At 53.7% G+C, this 19,097-nt stretch carries 25 protein-coding genes; all 25 read right to left on the reverse strand.

Annotated features, from left to right (window positions below):
- Positions 1 to 64 precede the first annotated feature (64 nt).
- Entirely contained in the window at positions 65 to 523 is a 459-nt protein-coding gene (locus tag MA04_RS12570) for a hypothetical protein (protein ID WP_262460775.1), read from the reverse strand.
- Positions 524 to 532: 9 nt separating this feature from the next.
- Positions 533 to 1,210 (reverse strand): penicillin-insensitive murein endopeptidase, encoded by a 678-nt coding sequence (locus MA04_RS12575; protein WP_316252603.1) that lies wholly within the window; start codon positions 1,208 to 1,210, stop codon positions 533 to 535.
- 96 nt (positions 1,211 to 1,306) lie between these two features.
- A complete protein-coding gene (locus MA04_RS12580; protein ID WP_262460776.1) occupies positions 1,307 to 1,843 on the reverse strand; it encodes a DUF4303 domain-containing protein in 537 nt (178 codons plus the stop codon).
- A gap of 70 nt (positions 1,844 to 1,913) precedes the next feature.
- Positions 1,914 to 2,300, reverse strand: coding sequence for a tautomerase family protein (locus MA04_RS12585; RefSeq protein ID WP_163127006.1), 387 nt, complete (start codon positions 2,298 to 2,300; stop codon positions 1,914 to 1,916).
- Between the two features lie 73 nt (positions 2,301 to 2,373).
- The gene (locus MA04_RS12590) at positions 2,374 to 2,631 is read right to left on the reverse strand and encodes a hypothetical protein (RefSeq protein ID WP_262460777.1); all 258 of its coding nucleotides are present in this window, start codon (positions 2,629 to 2,631) and stop codon (positions 2,374 to 2,376) included.
- A gap of 272 nt (positions 2,632 to 2,903) precedes the next feature.
- Positions 2,904 to 3,971 carry a 2,3-butanediol dehydrogenase gene (locus tag MA04_RS12595; RefSeq protein WP_262460778.1) on the reverse strand — a complete coding sequence of 356 codons (1,068 nt, stop codon included), beginning with the start codon at positions 3,969 to 3,971 and terminating at the stop codon, positions 2,904 to 2,906.
- A gap of 220 nt (positions 3,972 to 4,191) precedes the next feature.
- Entirely contained in the window at positions 4,192 to 4,677 is a 486-nt protein-coding gene (locus tag MA04_RS12600; RefSeq protein WP_262460779.1) for a hypothetical protein, read from the reverse strand.
- Between the two features lie 39 nt (positions 4,678 to 4,716).
- Positions 4,717 to 5,154, reverse strand: coding sequence for a membrane protein (locus MA04_RS12605; RefSeq protein ID WP_022997020.1), 438 nt, complete (start codon positions 5,152 to 5,154; stop codon positions 4,717 to 4,719).
- Positions 5,155 to 5,259: 105 nt separating this feature from the next.
- Positions 5,260 to 5,706, reverse strand: coding sequence for a DUF1294 domain-containing protein (locus tag MA04_RS12610; RefSeq protein WP_262460780.1), 447 nt, complete (start codon positions 5,704 to 5,706; stop codon positions 5,260 to 5,262).
- Between the two features lie 332 nt (positions 5,707 to 6,038).
- Positions 6,039 to 6,515: a hypothetical protein gene (locus MA04_RS12615; RefSeq protein ID WP_262460781.1), complete on the reverse strand. Its 477-nt coding sequence runs from the start codon at positions 6,513 to 6,515 to the stop codon at positions 6,039 to 6,041.
- Between the two features lie 195 nt (positions 6,516 to 6,710).
- A complete protein-coding gene (locus MA04_RS12620) occupies positions 6,711 to 7,070 on the reverse strand; it encodes a hypothetical protein (RefSeq protein ID WP_262460782.1) in 360 nt (119 codons plus the stop codon).
- Between the two features lie 238 nt (positions 7,071 to 7,308).
- Complete coding sequence (locus MA04_RS12625) at positions 7,309 to 8,133, reverse strand: hypothetical protein (RefSeq protein WP_262460783.1); 825 nt, start codon at positions 8,131 to 8,133, stop codon at positions 7,309 to 7,311.
- Positions 8,134 to 8,504: 371 nt separating this feature from the next.
- Complete coding sequence (locus tag MA04_RS12630; protein ID WP_262460785.1) at positions 8,505 to 9,002, reverse strand: fatty acid desaturase; 498 nt, start codon at positions 9,000 to 9,002, stop codon at positions 8,505 to 8,507.
- A 432-nt stretch (positions 9,003 to 9,434) separates the two neighbouring features.
- Positions 9,435 to 10,181 (reverse strand): DUF2971 domain-containing protein, encoded by a 747-nt coding sequence (locus tag MA04_RS12635; protein WP_262460786.1) that lies wholly within the window; start codon positions 10,179 to 10,181, stop codon positions 9,435 to 9,437.
- 113 nt (positions 10,182 to 10,294) lie between these two features.
- Positions 10,295 to 10,711 (reverse strand): hypothetical protein, encoded by a 417-nt coding sequence (locus tag MA04_RS12640; protein ID WP_262460788.1) that lies wholly within the window; start codon positions 10,709 to 10,711, stop codon positions 10,295 to 10,297.
- A 75-nt stretch (positions 10,712 to 10,786) separates the two neighbouring features.
- On the reverse strand, positions 10,787 to 11,176 hold the full coding sequence (locus MA04_RS12645; protein WP_262460789.1) for a hypothetical protein: 390 nt from the start codon (positions 11,174 to 11,176) through the stop codon (positions 10,787 to 10,789).
- A 111-nt stretch (positions 11,177 to 11,287) separates the two neighbouring features.
- The gene (locus tag MA04_RS12650; RefSeq protein ID WP_262460791.1) at positions 11,288 to 12,184 is read right to left on the reverse strand and encodes a DUF4868 domain-containing protein; all 897 of its coding nucleotides are present in this window, start codon (positions 12,182 to 12,184) and stop codon (positions 11,288 to 11,290) included.
- Entirely contained in the window at positions 12,174 to 12,743 is a 570-nt protein-coding gene (locus MA04_RS12655) for a hypothetical protein (protein WP_262460793.1), read from the reverse strand. Before MA04_RS12655 ends, MA04_RS12650 begins: the two co-directional genes overlap by 11 nt.
- Before the next feature lie 172 nt (positions 12,744 to 12,915).
- Positions 12,916 to 13,206 (reverse strand): hypothetical protein, encoded by a 291-nt coding sequence (locus MA04_RS12660; protein WP_262460794.1) that lies wholly within the window; start codon positions 13,204 to 13,206, stop codon positions 12,916 to 12,918.
- A 70-nt stretch (positions 13,207 to 13,276) separates the two neighbouring features.
- Positions 13,277 to 13,738: a hypothetical protein gene (locus tag MA04_RS12665; protein WP_262460796.1), complete on the reverse strand. Its 462-nt coding sequence runs from the start codon at positions 13,736 to 13,738 to the stop codon at positions 13,277 to 13,279.
- A gap of 304 nt (positions 13,739 to 14,042) precedes the next feature.
- The gene (locus MA04_RS21800; protein WP_262460807.1) at positions 14,043 to 14,201 is read right to left on the reverse strand and encodes a zinc ribbon-containing protein; all 159 of its coding nucleotides are present in this window, start codon (positions 14,199 to 14,201) and stop codon (positions 14,043 to 14,045) included.
- 237 nt (positions 14,202 to 14,438) lie between these two features.
- Positions 14,439 to 15,908, reverse strand: a complete 1,470-nt coding sequence (gene gcvPB, locus MA04_RS12675; protein WP_262460797.1) for an aminomethyl-transferring glycine dehydrogenase subunit GcvPB — start codon at positions 15,906 to 15,908, stop codon at positions 14,439 to 14,441.
- Between the two features lie 13 nt (positions 15,909 to 15,921).
- Positions 15,922 to 17,280: an aminomethyl-transferring glycine dehydrogenase subunit GcvPA gene (gene gcvPA / locus MA04_RS12680; protein ID WP_262460799.1), complete on the reverse strand. Its 1,359-nt coding sequence runs from the start codon at positions 17,278 to 17,280 to the stop codon at positions 15,922 to 15,924.
- Between the two features lie 96 nt (positions 17,281 to 17,376).
- Positions 17,377 to 17,763 (reverse strand): glycine cleavage system protein GcvH, encoded by a 387-nt coding sequence (gcvH, locus tag MA04_RS12685; protein WP_133492816.1) that lies wholly within the window; start codon positions 17,761 to 17,763, stop codon positions 17,377 to 17,379.
- Between the two features lie 26 nt (positions 17,764 to 17,789).
- The gene (gene gcvT, locus MA04_RS12690) at positions 17,790 to 18,887 is read right to left on the reverse strand and encodes a glycine cleavage system aminomethyltransferase GcvT (RefSeq protein WP_262460801.1); all 1,098 of its coding nucleotides are present in this window, start codon (positions 18,885 to 18,887) and stop codon (positions 17,790 to 17,792) included.
- Positions 18,888 to 19,097: the final 210 nt, after the last annotated feature.

Here is a 19,097-nt window from a genome sequence, read left to right on the forward strand (position 1 = left end):
CAGCTGTACAAAGTACCCTTCAAATCAAGTCTTACTTTTTTCCGTGGAACCAGGACTGTGGGAGTTAAGAGCCTTGCCAAGACTGATGACTCTCCATCACCCGCATGAACTCTTTCAAATCTCCAGCATCCGGTGATGCTTCATGACCGATGTAACCCAGCTCGGAACCAAGGTGTTCTTTCAGCTTTATCAACAGCTTTTGAGCAAAGGCATCATCACTGGCATCAGTAGACAGGCCATAGATTACGTGGCCATCCTTGAGATAGAACACCATTCCATGCTCAGGCTTTCTCTGATTTACAGCCCTCCAATACAGGGCATGTTCTGCACTCCGGTTTGAGCTGCAATACCTCACCAGCTCCTCTGCCTTCGAATATACGATATCAGGGGAGGCTGAGAACTGTGGGACTTCATATTCGTCAGCGCTTTCTTCTCTTTCTGGGAGGAAGCCATTCAGAAAGCTTTCCACTGTCTTTTCATCTCTTTTATCGGAGATGACGTATATATCCGAATACTCTGGCATAAGGCTGTCTTAACGCATCTGTTCGCAGGGCAGATCAAAGTCGACATGGTAATGCTCATCGTGGCGCACCCAGGACCGCCTGGTGGAAAACTGTATGTTGCCACGCAAGTACTCCGCGTACTGAGTCTCATATAGGTTGGGCTGCAGCTCCGGGTCGAAGATAACCCGCCACACCCCATAGCCCCGCGACGTCGCTTGCCGATGCAATGCCACGATATGAGCGGCCATGGCCTCATAGTCAATTCGCAAGCCGTCGTAGGTGCTATTGCTATCAAACTCGATGTCATAACCAAACCGGTTAAGCGGATTGGTCGGTAGATGAACGGATTGCCCCTCGGAATCCACCACCGGAACCATGAAATCAACGGAAAGTCCGTTCATGTGAGTCTTATGAGGCTCAAACCGGCCACCCTCCTTGAATCCGGTCTCCGCGTACTTGTAGACCTTCTCCGGTTGCTCTTTCTCCAGGTCCTTGTAAGCGGACACCACAATGTCACTTACTCCAGAATGGACATAGGTTCGTCCCGCGGAATGAGCCATGGCGCTGTAGCTTTCAAAATTGCCACCCTTCAATGGCAGCTGGACGCCATCAGCGAGACTCCCCTTTGACGTCGTTCCATAGCAGGTGCTTTCCTTTGCCATCGCCAATACAGGAAGAAGTAGAAAAACAGCTGTAAGTCCTCGCATAAGCCGCCTCTGAACTAACGCCAATAACTCTCACCATCGTGTAAACAGGGAAAAGGCACAACCCGACGCGCAGTTCTATCCCCGTTCATGCAATAGTCAGGAGGAGCCTGTTCGGTAGGCCTCCAGGCATAGCGCCTCCGCAAGCCGATCCGCCACGGCTGGGGCATTAAGACGCTCGATGGCCTGCATCTCAAGCCTCTCCATGTGCTCGGAGGGATCGGTACTACCCACATCAAGCAGTGTGGTCGCCGCAAAGACGCCATCCTTTCGACAGTCAATCAGTGTCCGCACAAGCAACTCGAACCTCTGGTCCCGAGCCGCGCCCCAACCCTGTGAGTTGGCGCACTCCATCTCCGCCAACTCGCGGAATCTATTGCTTATTGGACTGAATGCCTCATCGTCCCCCGCTTGCTCCCAGTCAGTGAAGACGAAGCCAATTTCGGGATAGTCCGCCTTATTTGATTCAACCCAGGACTCGCTGGCAGCAATGTGATAGACCCCACGCACGTCATCGTCAGTGCCCAGAGCAAACCCGAATAACGGATCATCGCCCAGCGACGCGTCCAGCTGCATCTTTGCTGCACGGACCGCTTCATAAATTTCGCGCTGCAACTCTGCAATATCCGCCATCATCGATTTTGCCTACTCAGAACTTACTCTCCCAACACCGGCAGCACGCTCGGCCAGGCAATACAATTTGGCATTACACATTCACTTTATACTTAAGATCCTTTGCCTCGTCGCCCGTCATACCTCGAAAGCCCCACTGATAGGGTTGTTGTTCCTTGAGAGTGATCTCGACATCCACGGGAGGAAGCCCCAGTTGGCTTTCCAGTTCCCGAAAGATGGCCTTGATCAGTGCCTTCTGGGTCTCCGGCTTGCGGCCCGCCATCATATTGATCTCAATGACGGTGTAGGCATCACTTCGGCCTCCGGGATAATAGAAGTCGTCCCGCTCCAAGGGCACAAACCGATGCGCACGCTTATCCTCCGGCATGCCCAGGACAGATTGCATACAACCGTGAATGACATCCGACAGCTGGCTCTTTATCGGATTAAGCCTTTCCTTTATTCCATAAACCACAATCACAATTATTCCTTAAAACCATATAAACAAGAAAAGAAACGAGCCATCAGTTCCTTCTCACAACTCATGACTGTCTTTATTTGGTTTCCAGTTTATAACGCCCTTCTAGATCAGCGTTCGCCATCAGCTCTTCAATGAACGACGATGCACCTTCCACGTCAGACGTTTCAATTTCCAGGTCAATTTCAGCCCCGTCCAGGTTAACGCCGGCGCCAACAACCTCCACGGAATCATTCGACTCTATTAGGGCCTCAATAGCATTTCTTACTTTCAAGGCCTGTATTTCATTCAGCCCCATACCTTGCAGAGAGATTACAAGAGTCATTGTTTTCATCTTCCCCTTCCTTTTAGACATAATCCGAAACAATGAAAGAGACTCAAGGGATCTCTTTTTCCGAATCCGATAGCCTACCGCGTTCCTGCAAGCAGAAACAGCCAGAGTATCCAAGTGCATCTGGGTCCGGCGAAGTAGTAAAAGAGGGAAGGAAAGGAAGGCTATCTATTGTGCGGGCCGGTAGTCAGCAAGGCTTGAAGCCCTGGCCTTTCGCCAGGGCACGTCCAGCATTGATAGGGAAAGGCGAGATCTTTCCAGATCGCCACGCATTCTCAGCTGATTCGAGGCTGAACAATGATTTTCACCGCCGATTCATTGTTATGAATCAGGGTATCGAATCCCTTTGAAACCAAATCATCCAATTGAATACGCTGGGTAATGAACGGCTCCAGGTTGATCTTGCCCTCCTCCACCAGCCTGATCGTTTCCTGGTGGTCATTGCAGTACGCAATGGTCCCACGCACGTCGAGCTCCTTCATCACCACACTATGAACATTGACTGTGGCCGGATGACTCCAAATGGACACAATCACCACTACGCCGGCGGAAGCAGTCGCAGCCACCAGGGTATCCAGGACTTTGTTCACGCTGGAGCATTCAAACGCCACATCCACGCCCCTGCCATCGGTGATCTTCATCACTTCCTCGACCACATCCACTTCGGAGGGATCCAGAATGTGGTCGGCGACACCGGACTCGGCGGCTTTTTGCTTACGTGCGCCGCTGAGCTCCGTGACGATAACGCTCAGCCCCTTGGCTTTCAAAATCGCTGACAGCAGTAAACCGATAGGCCCCGCCCCACCGACCAGCGCCACATCGCCAGCTTTGCCGCCACTGCGGGTGAAAGCGTGATGACCCACAGACAAGGGCTCGATCAAGGCAGCCTGGTCCAGCGGAATGTCGTTTGAAATCGGGTGCACCCAACGACGTTTAACCGCGATTTTCTCGGACAGGCCGCCACCCCGACCACCCAGGCCGATGAAGTTCATGTTCTTGGACAAATGATATTTATCGCCGGGCCCAGTGGGCACGTCATCCGCCACGATGTAAGGTTCCACCACCACATGCTGACCGACTTCGATGTCGCTCACCCCCTCCCCCACGGCATACACCACACCAGAAAACTCATGCCCCATGGTAACGGGAGCCGACTCCTTGGAGATCGGATGCGGATGCCCACACGGAGGAATAAAGATCGGCCCTTCCATGAACTCATGTAAATCCGTACCGCAAATACCGCACCATGCCACCTCGATACCGACCGTTCCGGGCTCCACCACGGGCTCCGGTATGTCCTCGATACGGATATCGCCACGGTCATAAAAACGTGCTGCCTTCATTATTGTGCTCCTTACGTTTTTGTTTGCGATATCCAGCAAAATACGCACCAACATCGACGTCGGCCGTCAGGAGCATGAAGTCGCGGGATCATCCATGGAGTAAGGGAAGGGACATGCCGTATCAGACATTGCCGCTTTTACAGGTGTAACGTTCCAACTGTAATAAGTATTACGTGTGTCACCCAAGTGCCAAGACCAAAGCATACCCTTTGACAATCCTTCAGGCATTTATCGGCACCAATGTGTACGCAATAATCGCGCTCACTATCATCACTACACTTAACAGCGAGGGTTCCAGTTTCAGGAACGAATTCTTGACTCTTTCTCGCCTTCCGGGCCTCTGGCCATAGTGATTGGTCAAATCATAGATGGATATGGTTTCCGATTTGGAGCTATTGAGCCATTCCCGAATTGCACGGTAACGTACAACATACTTATACCAGTACTGATGCCTCATAAATCCCTCAAGGGCCCAGTACAGGACCGCCGCAAGTATCGAGAGAAAGATGATTCCCGGGTCTTTAATAGTAAACGCCAGACCAATTGCACCCGCCCATAGGGTTATGAACCAGTTCCTGTTTCTGAAGATCAAATCATCATACTTATCGAATGTACCCTGTATCAGCCCCATTTCGACCTTCAGGATTTCTAGTTTTTCCTTTGAGTTCGGGCGCATTCCCCTTCCCCTTTTTTCCAATGCGAACATAGATGAAGGGCGCACCGAGACCGCAGCGAACCAGCGGGCTCAGGGGGCGGCGGCGAAGCCCGCGAACAGCACCAGGAAACCACCGATCTCGGCGATCACCAACACCCACATGAAACCGCTTATCAACCACGCCGGCAAAGACCCGGCGCCGAAGGCGTGCGGCTTCTGCAGCTGGTTACGCGTGTCCTTGAGCGCGCCGTGCAGAATATAGCTGCCCACCGCCAACGCGAAAAACAGCACCGACGCCAACACCGCCAGCACGTTAACCCACTCCGGCCAGACACTGAGCACCGCGAAGCGCTCCAGCACCAGACAAGCGAAGGCGTACATCAGGCTTGCCCGGTGGGCGATGTCCACATAGTAATGCGCCCGGGCCTTGTCACTGCCCCTGATCTGAACGTACTTCCACACCCCGGTCAGCAGGCCGACCAGAAAGAACAGCCCGCAACTCCACAATGCCAATGTGCTCGCCGTCATAGCGCCCTCAGTTCATCAACCAAGCCCGGACTATGTCACCAACCCCACCGGCACGCCTTGGCCGCGCGGCCCGGGGCCGGACCTGACAACTCAACACGCCCCTTGCTAAAGGCCGTCCCGGAGGCCTTCCCCCAGCCCGGAAAGCAGCGGCCAGCCCGGCCCGACGTCCGCAAAGAGCAACCACCCCAGCGCCACCAGATTGGCCGCCACTGCCAGGTAGAACACCACCTGGAACGACGTCTTGCGGGTCTTGTGGCGGAACACCCGCTGCGCCAACAAAGCACCGGGCCAGCCCCCCAGCAGCTCGACCAGATGCAGCCGCGCCTCGGGCGTGCGCCAACCACCACGCACCGAAGCCCGCTTATCCAAGCCATAAAGTGAAAAGCTCAGCACGCTCATCAGCGCGTAGAAACCGACGAACCATCGTCGTTCAGACTCGGGAGCGAGAATGGCTAACCCGACGAAAAGCACCACCACGACCAGCAAGGTAGGAAGGAGCCGGTTCACACGGACAAGGGATGATCGCTTCCCCGAAGATGCTTTAGATTTCATTGTCCATGGCCCCAACCTTTCACGTTACGGTAAGTAGGATTCCCGCCCCAGGAGCGCTAACAGGAAGCTTCCGCTCCAAGGCCGTAACCGACTGGATTCCCGGAGCGTTGCCATCCGGCGGGAAGGAAACCCGCCAAGGTTATCACGCCGTGGGCTTTAGGGCCGGATCTTGCGCTTTGTTTATCTGGACCTGATTTTCCGAAAAGGCAAAACGCAAGACCTGACCCCGCTACTCACGCTGTTCATACGGCTAACGCCGCCAACACCGGCCGAGCGTAGCGAGGCCCAGCGCCCGTAGTGCGCGATAGCGCTTGTCTTTGTTAGGCATTATTTTACTTAAACCCCTTTCCACCAACGATGCTCCAAGAGTATTCGGAGCCCTTTTCACTGGCCACAATATCAAAGCCAAAATCAGATGTAGTAAGTGGGAGTATTTTCACATCTGTTTTGTATTCACGCGATGACTCTTTTTCGCCTACTTTGGCGGTTATCTTCACCGTTACTGAAGTTATCGTGGTATTTTTATTACCATTATAAATATTCCCACTGTACCTATTCCCAAATCTCAAGCCAGCCCTACCGTCTAGCGATATTATTTCGATTGGTTCAAGATCCCTTTCTTTGAATCTATACTCAGACCCCTTAGGAAATTTTTTACGACATGACCCTCGAATTTCTGACGCACCTAAGTCACTATCGACACCCTTCATATTTTTCAGAATGCAGTCGTCATAATCTTTCGGTGAAGCAATCTGGTCACATCCAGAAAGAAAACCTATAATTAAGATTACAATTATTTTGTAGTTCACGGTTTCTCCATTAGGGTGCCTAACGATTGAGTTCAGCCGCCGCCAGACCGTGTAGCGGTTTGGCGGTCGGCTGAAACGACTTTTTGGCAACGAGCAACGGGGTCAGGTCTTGCGTTTTGCTTATCCAGACCTGGTTTGCCGAGAAGGCAAAACACAAGACCTGACCCCGCTACTTCGTAGACTGGAAAGAAACAGTTATTCATTGTTTTTACAGCCGTCGCTACTGCACGTAATCTCTTCTGATGAGGGAATCCAACACTCGGGATTATTTTTTGTGTCGACCCCGCAGGCTGTTACGCCGCCTTTGGTTACTTTATGCACCACTCCAGTAGGTATGTGCATAATTTTTTTGCACATTTCCGCCTCAAACCCTGCCCCCTTAAACCTCGCAATCTTATCAATATTTGAAAAGGCCAAGCCAATAGAGCCAGCGAGTATCGCCAATCCCATTTCTGCCGTCATCCCCATAAATCCATATACGGAACTAATACCTAAAAGCATACTAAAACACATCATCTCCAACATACTTTTAATAATTTCACCATGCTTGCCCATAACATCCCCAAAAGGATCCCAAAAAGTGCGAGGGTAAAGAGCTTTTTAACCCTATGACTTATCTTCTGAGCAATCACATCCTTGTTAATCGCCCTTCTTGTGCTTTTGCGGCTTTAAGCGATGCCACATTCCTGAGAAATCTTTTTTCCAGGCTTTGGGGTCAGGTCTTGCGTTTTGCTTATCCAGACCTGGTTTGCCGAGAAGGCAAAACGCAAGACCTGACCCCAAAGTGTTAGCTTTATAGCTCCCCATCGAGGGCTTCTTTAACTCGCTCACAAGCCTCAAGGGCCGTTCCTGAACAAGACACACAGGGATGAACATCAACTGATGCTACTTTCAAAGAAATTTGGCTTATGGGCAGTGTATCCGCCCTTTCCCGAACTTTTTTTGCCCGTTCTTGGTTGACCCTCATTTTCTCACCACATACCTTCAGAGCCGAAAGATCATCTGTGTTTCGATACTGCTCCATCCCAAGGCCAGCCATAAGAAGATGCTCAATCTCTTCTCTGACCTCAGACACCAGACTCGCATGGTCGGATTGAGCCTGCTGAATAGATCCCTCAGAACCCAGCGTGTAAGAAACCGAATGCTTGACTACCTTCTCACCCACTGACGAATCTTGGACGAGCTCCCCAGTCAAGTGTTGCCCTACATCGCCGATCACGGACTGAACCTCGGTAGGCTGGACTCGCGGTATAGGCATGACAATCTCGGCCGTGTATTGGCCAGCCTCGAGTCCTCTGGACTGTTGGCTAAATGGACCGGCTGAAAAGCGACCGTCTATTACGGTCGCTTTGTCTTGCGCGGTGTATCCAACAGCCTCATTGGACAAGGTGACAAGTAGACTTGTTTTGTCAGGAAGATTCGTTTTCCCAGAAACCAGAAGCCGACCATTATCAGTCCTTGTAACCTCGGCATTTAGACGAACATCTTCCGACATGATGGCGGTTGGACTGACTGGTGCTTGTGTAGAGGGCTGGTCGGACTTGCCGCCCCCGTCCGAGCAAGCGGCAATACTCAGGCAAATTGAAAGCATCGATGCTAAGAGGAGGAATTTCTTCATAGGTATTGGTACTCCGTAAACAGAAAGCTAACAGCGTATTCACCGACATTTGTCGTGTATCCCGATGACGTATATCCCCGCACCACTCTTGCCAGGGTTTACGGCAAAGAGCCTGATTCGCAAGACCTTTCACCTTGCTGTTCGGTTTTTCGCTCGCGATTTTTACGACAAGTGACGGTTATCCGCCTGTCGTATATCTCCCAACACCGGAATTCGATTCATCGGAATATGTCATATTTTTTATGGTGTTGGCTACCTTGGCCTGAAATGCTGCCGGGGACAAACGTCATTCAAGCCAGAGGGTCAAGTCTTGCCTTTTGCCCCTTAGGAGGGGCCGGCTCACAAAGGCAAATGGCAAGACCTGACCCCAATCAGCAGACCACATTTACCACCAGCTCCGCGAGTATCCAGCCTCGCTGGCGCCGACTGCCTACTTCGATGGCCTTCAGATGCAGACGCAACGGAAAAAGCGGACCTATAAGGACCGCTTTCCACCCGGGCAACCGCGCACTCATCGCCTCAATATCTTCCTCCTCCATGCAATAGCGATGGTGGCGAAGATGATTAATCTGAATCGCGTGCATGGAACCAAGCATAAGGATGCTCAGAGCAAACATGACCCATTCCGTCAAGCGGCGCGAAATGCCAAGGGCATAGTGGTAGGCATTGTGGACCTGCCGCAGGCCGGTGAGAAAAAACATGAACGAACAGATGAGCGCAATCAGATACTGCTCATACCAGGCAGCCACCCAGGAACCGACCAGCCACGGAAGGGAAATGCTCAGCTCGTTCAAGATTTCCAGACGATTGAGGGACAGTAGATCCTTCCACTCAATTGCGCGTAGGCGGTCTATTTCGTCCTTGTGCATTCCCTGTCCTTTTATTTCCTAACTCCTGCGCTGGCTGAGTAGCATCAAGTTCCGAGATTCAACCGACTTTAGCCCAAAAGGGGGAAAAGGCATAATCTCATCCTACTCCTTGCCATGATTAGGTGTCAGGAATGAGTGAGATTGGGTAATTAAAAGGATCCCCTATGTATGCTTGAAAGACTGCTAACGATATCCGGGAATGACAGCTTTCAGGTGCATTACGTTAACGACAACGGGGTCAGGTCTTGCGTTTTGTTCATCTAGATCTGATTTTCAGAAATGGCAAAAGGCAAGACCTGACCCCACAGTTCCTCAACCACAAATGATAGATGAAAAGAATTTAGCATTGTCACTCATTAATTTATTGCATAATGCCCGTAGCACGGGGAAAATGGGACCGCAGCGGAAATTTTGTCCCGATGCCTGCGATTGTTAGATTTCTTCAAATTCAATTGCGAACTCGCCTTGCTTACGTTTCGCAAGATAGAGTTGGATACTCTCATCTTTAAGTAGACCTTTAACAGTTTTGATGCTTTCGTCATCAGCCCTTAGCCCAAAATATATGGCAGTGATTGGTGCTGGCAAAGGGAGAGCGATGTTTCCTATTTTTGTTACCAATCTCCATTCGGCTTCATACTCCCACCCTTTGGCTTTAGTAAAAAGATTAACATCCATCAGATCGATGATCCGATGTAGATTTGGATATTCTCTAGTGTACTCAACCTTTCTGCACATGAAGTGACTTAGAAAATTATTCTTTGCCTTTCTTCTCTCAAATTCAATGCAGAACCCCGTATGATTGTCTGCATAATGAGCCCACATAAATATGCTGTCGTTTTTCTCGCTTAAAGAGAAGACTCCAGAATTTCGAGCATCATCCATATGCTTTGTAATAGAAACATCTTCAACTTCCTGCACAGGTTTCGAGGTACTTCTCTGTATTATTTCACTGATTTGCTTTTCAGCTTCCTCTGACTCGTATAGCTCCCTAATTATTTCGCACAGCTGATGAGTCTGATCATCAGTGGTTTTACTACTTCCAGGCATGAGTGAGCAATCAAACGGATCATTGAAATGTTCTGGTTTGGACAGCCACATTTCTTTATCTGCAAGCATTCGCAACGAGAATTCGTTGAAAGCACGATATTTGTATAGCTTTGTAATTTCTGGATGATCCATAAAAATCTAACGCCGCGCTCAAGGGCGGACAATGCTATGCACTTTGTGCGAAAATGGGAGAGCAGCGACCAGCACAAAGGTGCATAGTGTTGGCCGCCCCCTGCAGCGCATTGTTATGTAACAGGCCATACTCTTGAAAGAACGTAATTCGAAAGAGCCTTAACTTCATGCAAAAGTACGTCCCTGCACGGGTACTCAGCCGCCAGATTCTTTCTGTACTCAAGACCTTTAGAGGCATAGGTTAAAGAAAGCGCCTTAACATTGCTCAGCTCTACATCTGTCGGCAATCCAGCCAGCCTTGCTTTATCTACCAAGGCAGCTAGATCATGACCGCATTTCTTTAAATCAGCCATGCCAGAACCCGACATATACAGAAACCCCTTCAAAATTAATTCCGCTGCGTGCCCTAACAAAAAGAATGTAATAGCTGAATAATTGACTCGCATTGGTGGCGTTTCGTGCAGAGCAATTGCAGCCTCCAAGTACTCTGAAGATAGAGATAAAAAAGTTGCATCATCTTGATCTTTCATATGGGTTTCAATCTTCCTAGTTATTATATTCTTTATTTGTAGCCGTCGCGGATTGATGCGCCTTGTTAGGCAATATTACTGATTCGTATGCATGTGCGTTCGACCAAGAACATACATCTCTGTTTTGTTAGCAGGCATATTATTGATCTCGTCACATTCTCCCTTACCACCTTTAAATACATATCCCTGGCGGCCAAACTGGTTTAGAACTCTAACTTCAGAAATTCCATCGAGGCTGCTTGGACGGGGAATGGTTCCCATGCATAGACCGCTGACGATCATTGCTCGATAAATCTGATCCGTAATTCGTCGCTCCTTGGAGATTATGATGAGAGACTCGCCATCTACTCGAACCTCTTTCGGCTCCCACATTTCAAGACTTTGTGTAGCGTGATTCTCAGTTGAGTTTGCCACTACCATCGACGCCCAAAAACTCAACACCACGAAAAGACCAATTTTGTTCATATCCCTTCCTCAGGATTTACGTGAGGCCTTGGGGTCAGGTCTTGCGGTTTGCTTATCCAGACCTGGTTTGCCGAGAAGGCAAAACGCAAGACCTGACCCCATGCCCCCTTGCTACAGATACTTCTTGGAGTTGGTCAGGCATTTGCGTTTGGTCAATGGTGCAGTAACGTAGTCTTCATCCAGAAAGCGGATGAGTTCTTTCAATTGTTTCTTATCCTCCGGAATGACCATTTTGCCATCATCGTTGACGGTAATGCTGATATGATGCTCCTCTGGCAGTTCCGCGTTAAAGTTTTTGGCTACCGTTTCAATATCGATGACAGTGATATCTTCCAGAACTTTGTTTTTCTGCAAAAGTGCAATTTTCTTTCGGATGATGGAGTCAGCCTGCTCCTTAAATCCAGCTTCATCTTCAAATGCAAAGAGATCAGTAGCGACAAAGTCGTCGAGGTCGGTGTCGGTGGCCTCTCGATAGTAGTCGGCCAAATCCAAAAAGCGCTTGGTGTTGTGGTAAGAGCCAAAATACAGGGTGCCGTTATGGAAGTGGGCAGTGAGTTTGTCTTGTAGCATCAGACCCGGCTCTTCCAATTTTTTGTAGGTGTCACCACTGCCGATCAAGGTAAAGCCTTGCTTGAGCAACTTACCGGCATCGAACACCTGAAAGTTCACGTTTTTTTTTGCGGCTGCCCAGGTACCACCGAATAGCGCCTTGATGCGGTGTGTTTCAGTGTTGAGATCCAATACCTGGCAAGTCAATGGATTACCGATGGCCTGTCCGATGGTGGACGGTAGTGGGTAGTCGTCAATGGTGAATATTTCGCCCTCATCAACGTTGTAGCTACCGGTGAAGGGAATAGGCTGTTTATCACCCAGCAGCGCCGCCTGCTGCCCGGCAAGCAATTGCGCCAGTTCGGCATTTAGTGCCGCTGTCAGAGGTATGCGACGGATGGGCGTGTCGTCGTCATCAACGAGGGTGAACAGGTTGGATTGGGCGTTATTATTGGGCATGCTTGGTATCCAGGATCATGTATTCGGTTAATTGCACCACCTGCGATACGGACTTGCAGTCAGTGATATTCTGTCGGGTAATCAACACGTAAGTGATATCGCCTTCAATAGTTACTTCAAAAAAGTGATAACGGAAAAAACCCAGCAATGGGTTGAAGTGGTAAGCGTGGGAGTTGTAAACGATAAAAAAGAACACGACAGCCACGAACATCAACACCGGTACGCTGATGGTGTTCTGACTCTGGTTGATTAGCGGCATCAGGTAGACCAGCAAAAAACCGACAATTTCCTTATCCACGGTTTTTACCGATTTAATCTTTACCGGCAAGCGCTCCAGCCCGTGGCGAGAGGCCGAAAGCCATACCAGACCAAAACACAATGCGCTCAATACCAGCGCAGCCAATAGATAGCTGCTGCCCACGAGCCAATGGTTGGCCAGATTCTCTGGCCACGACGCATCGTGCTGCCAGGCGCTGTTGATCTCAACAAACCACAGTGTCAGGCAGATAGGTGCCAGCGCGGTGGAGACCAAAGCCAGCTTGGCAAGTTTGTTAAGCATGGATAACAGCCTTGGGGTTCTGCTACGAGTCAACGGGATCAGGTCTTGCGTGTCTCCTTCGCTATGAAGCTAGACCTGGCTGAGCGAAAGGCAAGATCTGCCCCCGCATCTTTTGATTTAACGTTGAAAACAACGTTGCACCAAGCGTCCGCCATTTAGACTGATTACGAACTCAGGCAAGTCGATTAAAGTCATTGCTATCGATAAAATAGTGAGGAGACTCTTCATTCGCCTCGAACTCGTCAGCATACCTTTCTGCTATTGTCTCAACATGGTTTGAATTTTCCTCATAGTTTTTCAAGGCGTCATCAGGAGTGTCAGGCGTTTCGTAATAGTCATTCAACGCTATGCAGGATACAGCAAAGACATACCTCTCATCTTTGATAAACCCCTCGAAACATATACAATCTTTACCTATATCTCTCCAGTACTCACCATTCTTATCGAAGTACCAATTACTCATAACCACCCCCATTCATAATCAGCCGGCGTGAAACCGTGCAGCGATTGAGCGGCCGGCTGGATTCGCCTTGTTAGCGCTCGCCTTCCGCCTGTGGTTGCCTTTCGATGTAAACGACTTGTTTGTCGCGACCAACGAGAAGACCAATAATCAAAAACACCACTCCAAGAAAGAAACCGACAAAACCCATAAAGCCCGAAATCAGGCCGCCACCAACTGCTACGCCGGCCGCCTGTGCACCCGCGTACTCGCTTGCGGTATCAATCTGGGTAGCCATAAAACTACCTGTGTAAATGATGGCAGATATGGGCGCCAAGAATGAGAGGACGGCAGAACTCAGAAGAAGTCGTCGCCATGCTTTGGCTGGACTTTTGGCACCCAAGGCCACGGCAATACCGATGATCCAAAATACGAAGAACGCAGTTGCTCCCCAACCACCTCCTTTTTCAGGAGACGCAGCAAAGGTCATGGTTACGAGTATTGCCCCCAATACGGCCAATATAAGGCCACCGATAATTCCTGCGATTAATTTCATGGTTGTTCCCTTTGTTGGACGCCAACTTCTCGACAACCGGCGACTAGAAAGGAGCTAAGCGCTGCGTAATCCGCCCAGCGCCGGAGGTTCGAAGTTGATTAGCTCATTAAGCATTTAGCCAGCCCCGGAAGAAATGCACTTTTCTCTACTTGATTCCATTCACCTACCGAATCCCGCCTTACATTCACCTTTTCGCCTAAAACCCAACATCCGAATGGTCAAAGAACACAGCTTAGCCCGCTCACCCACGGTTTCCTGCCATGTAGCAAGACTCGACAACTCAAGTACTTCGGATTTGATCAATCTACGGCGAATATTCCGTTCGATGGCAACGGGGGCATGGCGGCAAAGTATCGGAGTCATCATCGAGATAAACCGTCTCGCCACAATGATTACAGGTATATACGCCCTTCCCAGGTTTTTCTCCTGTCGTGGACATAGCAGGCTCCTTCTTTTCTTTGATGTTATTTCCCCAAGTGCGCCTTTCCTGGGCGCGGTTTCAAGAAATAAAAACGTGATGGAGTTGGCAAGTCAAGATTTAGGAGTGCAGAAGTATGTTTATGTCGCAAGAGGACAAAAGGGGACAGATTGGGTTCGGTATGGAGTGAGGCAGCGTTTGAAAGGGGGTGGGGGTGGCCGATGGAGGAAAAGAATTCGCGGGCGAGCCCGCTCCCACAGGGGGAGGGGCTCTATTGCGGGCCTACTCGCTCCAGGTGAGGTCGAGTTCCCGGGCGGCTTTAACGTCGTCGAGGCGGCGGACCGGTTGCGTAAACGGCGCTTCCTTGACCATGTCCGGGTCGGTTTTGGCTTCGTGGAGGATCGCTTCCATGGCGGCGATGAAGTCGTCCATGGCTTCCTTGCTTTCGGTTTCGGTGGGCTCGATGAGCAGGCACTCCGGCACCAGCAGGGGGAAGTAGGTGGTGGGGGCGTGCTGGTTGTAGTCGAGCAGGCGCTTGGCCACGTCCATGGCGGTGACGTTGAGTTCCTTGGCTTCCTTGGCCAGGGTGAGGATGAACTCGTGGCTGGCGCGGCGTTCCGGGTAGGCGGCGGTGTAGCCGACCTGTTGGAGACGCTTGAGCAGGTAGTTGGCGGCGAGGGTGGAGTATTCGCCGACGCGGATCATGCCTTCGCGGCCGAGCACCATGGCGTAGAAGTAGGCGCGCAGGAGGACGCCGGCGTTGCCCATGAAGGCGCTCAGATGGCCGATGCTGGTGGGCAGGGTGTCGGTGTCGATCCAACTGTATTCGCCGCTCTCTTCGTCCAGCCCCGCCATGGGGGTGGGCAGGTACGGCAGCAGGCGTTGGGAGACGCCCACCGGGCCGGCGCCGGGACCGCCGCCGCCGTGAGGGGTGGCGAAGGTTTTGTGCAGGTTCATGTGGATGACGTCGAAGCCCATGTCGCCGGGGCGCACCTTGCCGAGGATGGCGTTGAGGTTGGCGCCGTCGTAGTAGAGCAGGCCGCCGGCGTCGTGGACGGTTTTGGCGATGGCTTCGATTTGCCGTTCGAACACGCCGCAGGTGGACGGGTTGGTCATCATCAGGCCGGCGGTTTGCGGGCCGCAGGCTTCTTTTAGTGCTTCCAGGTCCACGTCGCCGCCCTTACCGACCGGCACTTCACGGACTTTGTAGCCGCACATGACGGCGGTGGCCGGATTGGTGCCGTGGGCGGCTTCCGGGATCAGGATCTCGGTGCGGCCGTCGTCGTTACGGGCGTCGTGGTAGGCGCGGATCATGGCGACGCCGGCGAATTCACCCTGGGCGCCGGCCATGGGGGCGAGGGAGACGCCCTTCATGCCGGTGACTTCCTTGAGGAAGTTCTGCAGGTCGTACAGGCAGGCCATATAGCCTTGGCTGTGGCTGGCCGGGGCCAGCGGATGGCGGGCCAGGAAGCCGGGCAGCATGGCGGCGCGGTTGGCGCCGCGCGGGTTGTACTTCATGGTGCAGGAGCCCAGCGGGTAGAACTGCTTGTCGATGGCGAAGTTCTTGCTGGAGAGGTTGGTGTAGTGGCGCACCACGTCCAGTTCGCTGACTTCCGGCAGGCCGGGTTTATGTTGGCGGCGCAGGCTGGCCGGGATCGCCGAGAGTTGGTCTTCACTCACCGGCTTGGGCGCTTGGGCGTTGGCACCGCGACCGGGCCGGGAATGTTGGAAGATCAATTTGGTTTCGTTCATGTCATGTCTCCCTTCAGGCCAGCACGTCTTTGAGGGCGGTGGCGAACAGGTCGAGGTCGCCTTCGGTGTGGATCTCGGTGGCGTTCACAAGTACAGCGTTCGACATACCGTAGTCCTTGGCCAGGCTGAGGCCACCGAGGATGTCTTTCTCCGCGAGACGGGCGAGCACGGTGTCGGCGTCCTGGGGCAGGGTCAGCACCACTTCGTGGAAGGTGGGCGCGGTGAAGGCGCGTTCGACGCCGTCGATGGCGGTGAGTTTGTCCGCCAGTTTCTGGGTGTTGGCGTGGCAGTGGCCGGCGACGCTGGCCAGGCCGTCCGGGCCGATCAGGGACATGTAGATGGTGGCGGCAGTCATCGCCAGGCCCTGGTTGGTGCAGATGTTACTGGTGGCCTTGGAGCGGCGGATGTGCTGCTCGCGGGCTTGCAGGGTGAGGGTGAAGCCCTGCTTGCCTTCCAGGTCCACGGTGCGGCCGATGATGCGGCCGGGCATTTGCCGCACGTGTTTCTGTTTGCAGGCCATGAAGCCGAAGTACGGGCCGCCGGAGCTGAGCGGGATGCCCAGGGGCTGGCCTTCACCAACGACGATATCCGCGCCTTCAGCCCCCCACTCGCCCGGCGGCGTGAGCAGCGCCAGGGAGGTCGGGTTGACCACGGCGATCACCAGCATGCCGTTGGCGTGGGCCCAGTCGGCGAGGGCGTCCACGTCTTCCAGGCTGCCGAAGTAGTTGGGCTGGCTGATCACCAGGGCGGCGTAGTCCTGGCCTTCGTATTGGTTCAGGCTGTCCGCCAGGGTCTGGCCACAGTCGGTGCAGAACGGCACGGTGTCCAGGGCCACGTCCTGGTTACGGACGATGGCGTCGCAGGCGCTGCGGTAGCGCGGGTTCAGGGCTTCCGGCACCAGCACCCGGTTGCTCTTGGATTTGCGGTTGGCGCGCAGGGCCATGAGCACCGCTTCGGCAAGGCCGGAGGCGCCGTCGTAGACGGAGGCGTTGGCCACGTCCATGCCGGTGAGCCGGGCAATCAGGGTCTGGTATTCGTAGATCACCTGCAGGGTGCCCTGGCTGGCTTCCGCCTGGTACGGGGTGTAGGCGGTGTAGAACTCCCCACGGGTGGCGATCTCCCATACCGCCGCCGGAATGTGGTGCTGGTAGGCACCGCCGCCGAGGAAGCTCAAGGCGTAGCGGTCCTGTTCGGCGCGCTCGGCCATCAGCCGGGTCACTTCCATCTCGCCGCGGCCTTCGGGCAGGGCGTCGAGGCTGCTGCCGGCTTTCAGGTGGGCGGGAATTTCATCGAACAGGTCCTCGATGCGTTCGGCGCCGATGGCGTCGAGCATGGCGGAGACATCGTCCGGGGTATGGGGGATGTAGGGCATTGGGCGTTACCGGGTGGGTGTTTGCGGGGGTTGTTACACGTAGGCGCTTGCCTGCAGGCGCACATTCGCTTGCAGGCAAGCTCCTACGGACCAGGGTTACTCGCTGTCGAGTTGTTCCTGGTATTGGTCGGCGGTGAGCATTTCCTTGAGCTCGCCGGGGTCGGCCATTTTGATCTTGAACAGCCAGCCATTGCCGAAGGCTTCCTGGTTGACCAGTTCGGGCTCGTCTTCCAGGGCGTCGTTGATGGCCACGACTTCACCGGACACCGGGGCGTAGATGTCGGAGGCGGCTTTCACCGATTCCACCACGCCGGCTTCTTCGCCGGTGGCCAGTACCTGGCCCACTTCCGGCAGTTCCACGTAGACCAGGTCGCCCATGGCGTCCTGGGCGTGGTCGGTGATGCCCACCACGGCCACGTCGTCTTCCACGCGTACCCATTCGTGGCTGGTGCGATAGCGCAACTCGGCAGGAATCTCGCTCATTGATGTTCCCCTATTTCACAGATCGGTCAGTCGATCGATTTATAAACCGTTTTGCCGTTGCGCACGAACGGCGGCCGTACCACCTGCGCGGGCAGGTGCTTCTTGCGGATTTCCACCCGCACCTGGCCTTTGGTGCCGGCGGGCACCCGGGCCAGGGCAATGGATTTGCCCAGGGTCGGTGAAAAAGTACCGCTGGTGATTTCACCCTCGAACTCCGCTCCTTCGCCGTCCCCGGTGATGACTTTCTGGTGGGCGCGCAGCACGCCCTTGCCTTCCAGCACCAGGCCCACCAGCCGGTGGTGGCCTTTTTCCTTCTGGCGCTCCAGTGCGTCCCGGCCGATGAAATCACGGCCTTCGTTGAACTTCACGGTCCAGCCCATGGCGGCTTCCAGCGGCGAAACCGTGCCGTCCATGTCGTTGCCGTAGAGGTTCATGCCCGCTTCCAGACGCAGGGTGTCCCGGGCGCCGAGGCCGGCCGGGCGCACGCCGGCGTCCGCCAGTTGCTTCCACAGCGCCACCGCATGGTGGCCGGGCAGGATGATCTCCACGCCGTCTTCGCCGGTATAACCGGTGCGGGCGATGGTCCACTCGCCGCAATCGGCGAAGGCGAACGCGGGCAGATTCTCCACCGCGTCGCGGCGATCGTCTTCCAGCAGGGCGGCCAGTTTGGCGCGGGCCTGGGGGCCCTGCACGGCGATCATGGCCAGTTCCGGGCGCTCGCGGATGTCCACGGCGAAGCCGCCGGCCTGCTGTTCCATCCATTCCAGGTCGGTGTCGCGGGTGGCGCAATTTACCACCAGCCGGTAATCCTTGTCGCCCTTGTAGACGATCAGATCATCGATCACGCCGCCGCCTTCGTTGAGCATGCCGGAGTACAGGGCGCGGCCGGTCTCGATGCTGTCGACGTCGTTGGCGAGCAGGCGGCGCAGGTAATCGCGGACGCCGGTGCCGGAGACATCCACCACGGTCATGTGGGAGACGTCGAACATGCCGGCGTCCTGACGCACGGCGTGGTGCTCCTCGATCTGGGAGCCGTAGTGGATGGGCATGTCCCAGCCGCCGAAATCCACCATTTTGCCGCCAGCGGCGACGTGTTCGTCATAAAGCGGTGTGCGATGACCCATGTTGAAGCCACTCAGTAAGGGAAAGTGAAGGATAACGAACCTGGCCAGGAACGCCTAGGACGGCAGCGCCCGGGGATGGTTGTTTTTTGAGCTATCGCGAGCTTCCCGGAGGCTCGGAGTAACGGCCATTCGCGGGCAGGCCCGCTCCCACAGCGGCTTCGAACAGAAGGGAGGCGGTCATAAAAAAGGTTCATCGCGCTTTAGCGGGAA

It is taken from the genome of Alloalcanivorax balearicus MACL04 (assembly GCF_025532145.1).
In the GTDB taxonomy this organism is placed as follows: domain Bacteria; phylum Pseudomonadota; class Gammaproteobacteria; order Pseudomonadales; family Alcanivoracaceae; genus Alloalcanivorax; species Alloalcanivorax balearicus.

Coding starts and splice junctions, on each gene's coding strand:
- MA04_RS12570 (WP_262460775.1), bottom strand. CDS start 523: ATGCCAGAGTATTCGGATATATACGTCATCTCCGATAAAAGAGATGAA.
- MA04_RS12575 (WP_316252603.1), bottom strand. CDS start 1,210: ATGCGAGGACTTACAGCTGTTTTTCTACTTCTTCCTGTATTGGCGATG.
- MA04_RS12580 (WP_262460776.1), bottom strand. CDS start 1,843: ATGATGGCGGATATTGCAGAGTTGCAGCGCGAAATTTATGAAGCGGTC.
- MA04_RS12590 (WP_262460777.1), bottom strand. CDS start 2,631: ATGAAAACAATGACTCTTGTAATCTCTCTGCAAGGTATGGGGCTGAAT.
- MA04_RS12595 (WP_262460778.1), bottom strand. CDS start 3,971: ATGAAGGCAGCACGTTTTTATGACCGTGGCGATATCCGTATCGAGGAC.
- MA04_RS12600 (WP_262460779.1), bottom strand. CDS start 4,677: ATGTTCGCATTGGAAAAAAGGGGAAGGGGAATGCGCCCGAACTCAAAG.
- MA04_RS12605 (WP_022997020.1), bottom strand. CDS start 5,154: ATGACGGCGAGCACATTGGCATTGTGGAGTTGCGGGCTGTTCTTTCTG.
- MA04_RS12610 (WP_262460780.1), bottom strand. CDS start 5,706: ATGAAATCTAAAGCATCTTCGGGGAAGCGATCATCCCTTGTCCGTGTG.
- MA04_RS12620 (WP_262460782.1), bottom strand. CDS start 7,070: ATGGGCAAGCATGGTGAAATTATTAAAAGTATGTTGGAGATGATGTGT.
- MA04_RS12625 (WP_262460783.1), bottom strand. CDS start 8,133: ATGAAGAAATTCCTCCTCTTAGCATCGATGCTTTCAATTTGCCTGAGT.
- MA04_RS12630 (WP_262460785.1), bottom strand. CDS start 9,002: ATGCACAAGGACGAAATAGACCGCCTACGCGCAATTGAGTGGAAGGAT.
- MA04_RS12635 (WP_262460786.1), bottom strand. CDS start 10,181: ATGGATCATCCAGAAATTACAAAGCTATACAAATATCGTGCTTTCAAC.
- MA04_RS12640 (WP_262460788.1), bottom strand. CDS start 10,711: ATGAAAGATCAAGATGATGCAACTTTTTTATCTCTATCTTCAGAGTAC.
- MA04_RS12645 (WP_262460789.1), bottom strand. CDS start 11,176: ATGAACAAAATTGGTCTTTTCGTGGTGTTGAGTTTTTGGGCGTCGATG.
- MA04_RS12650 (WP_262460791.1), bottom strand. CDS start 12,184: ATGCCCAATAATAACGCCCAATCCAACCTGTTCACCCTCGTTGATGAC.
- MA04_RS12655 (WP_262460793.1), bottom strand. CDS start 12,743: ATGCTTAACAAACTTGCCAAGCTGGCTTTGGTCTCCACCGCGCTGGCA.
- MA04_RS12660 (WP_262460794.1), bottom strand. CDS start 13,206: ATGAGTAATTGGTACTTCGATAAGAATGGTGAGTACTGGAGAGATATA.
- MA04_RS12665 (WP_262460796.1), bottom strand. CDS start 13,738: ATGAAATTAATCGCAGGAATTATCGGTGGCCTTATATTGGCCGTATTG.
- gcvPB (WP_262460797.1), bottom strand. CDS start 15,908: ATGAACGAAACCAAATTGATCTTCCAACATTCCCGGCCCGGTCGCGGT.
- gcvPA (WP_262460799.1), bottom strand. CDS start 17,280: ATGCCCTACATCCCCCATACCCCGGACGATGTCTCCGCCATGCTCGAC.
- gcvH (WP_133492816.1), bottom strand. CDS start 17,763: ATGAGCGAGATTCCTGCCGAGTTGCGCTATCGCACCAGCCACGAATGG.
- gcvT (WP_262460801.1), bottom strand. CDS start 18,887: ATGGGTCATCGCACACCGCTTTATGACGAACACGTCGCCGCTGGCGGC.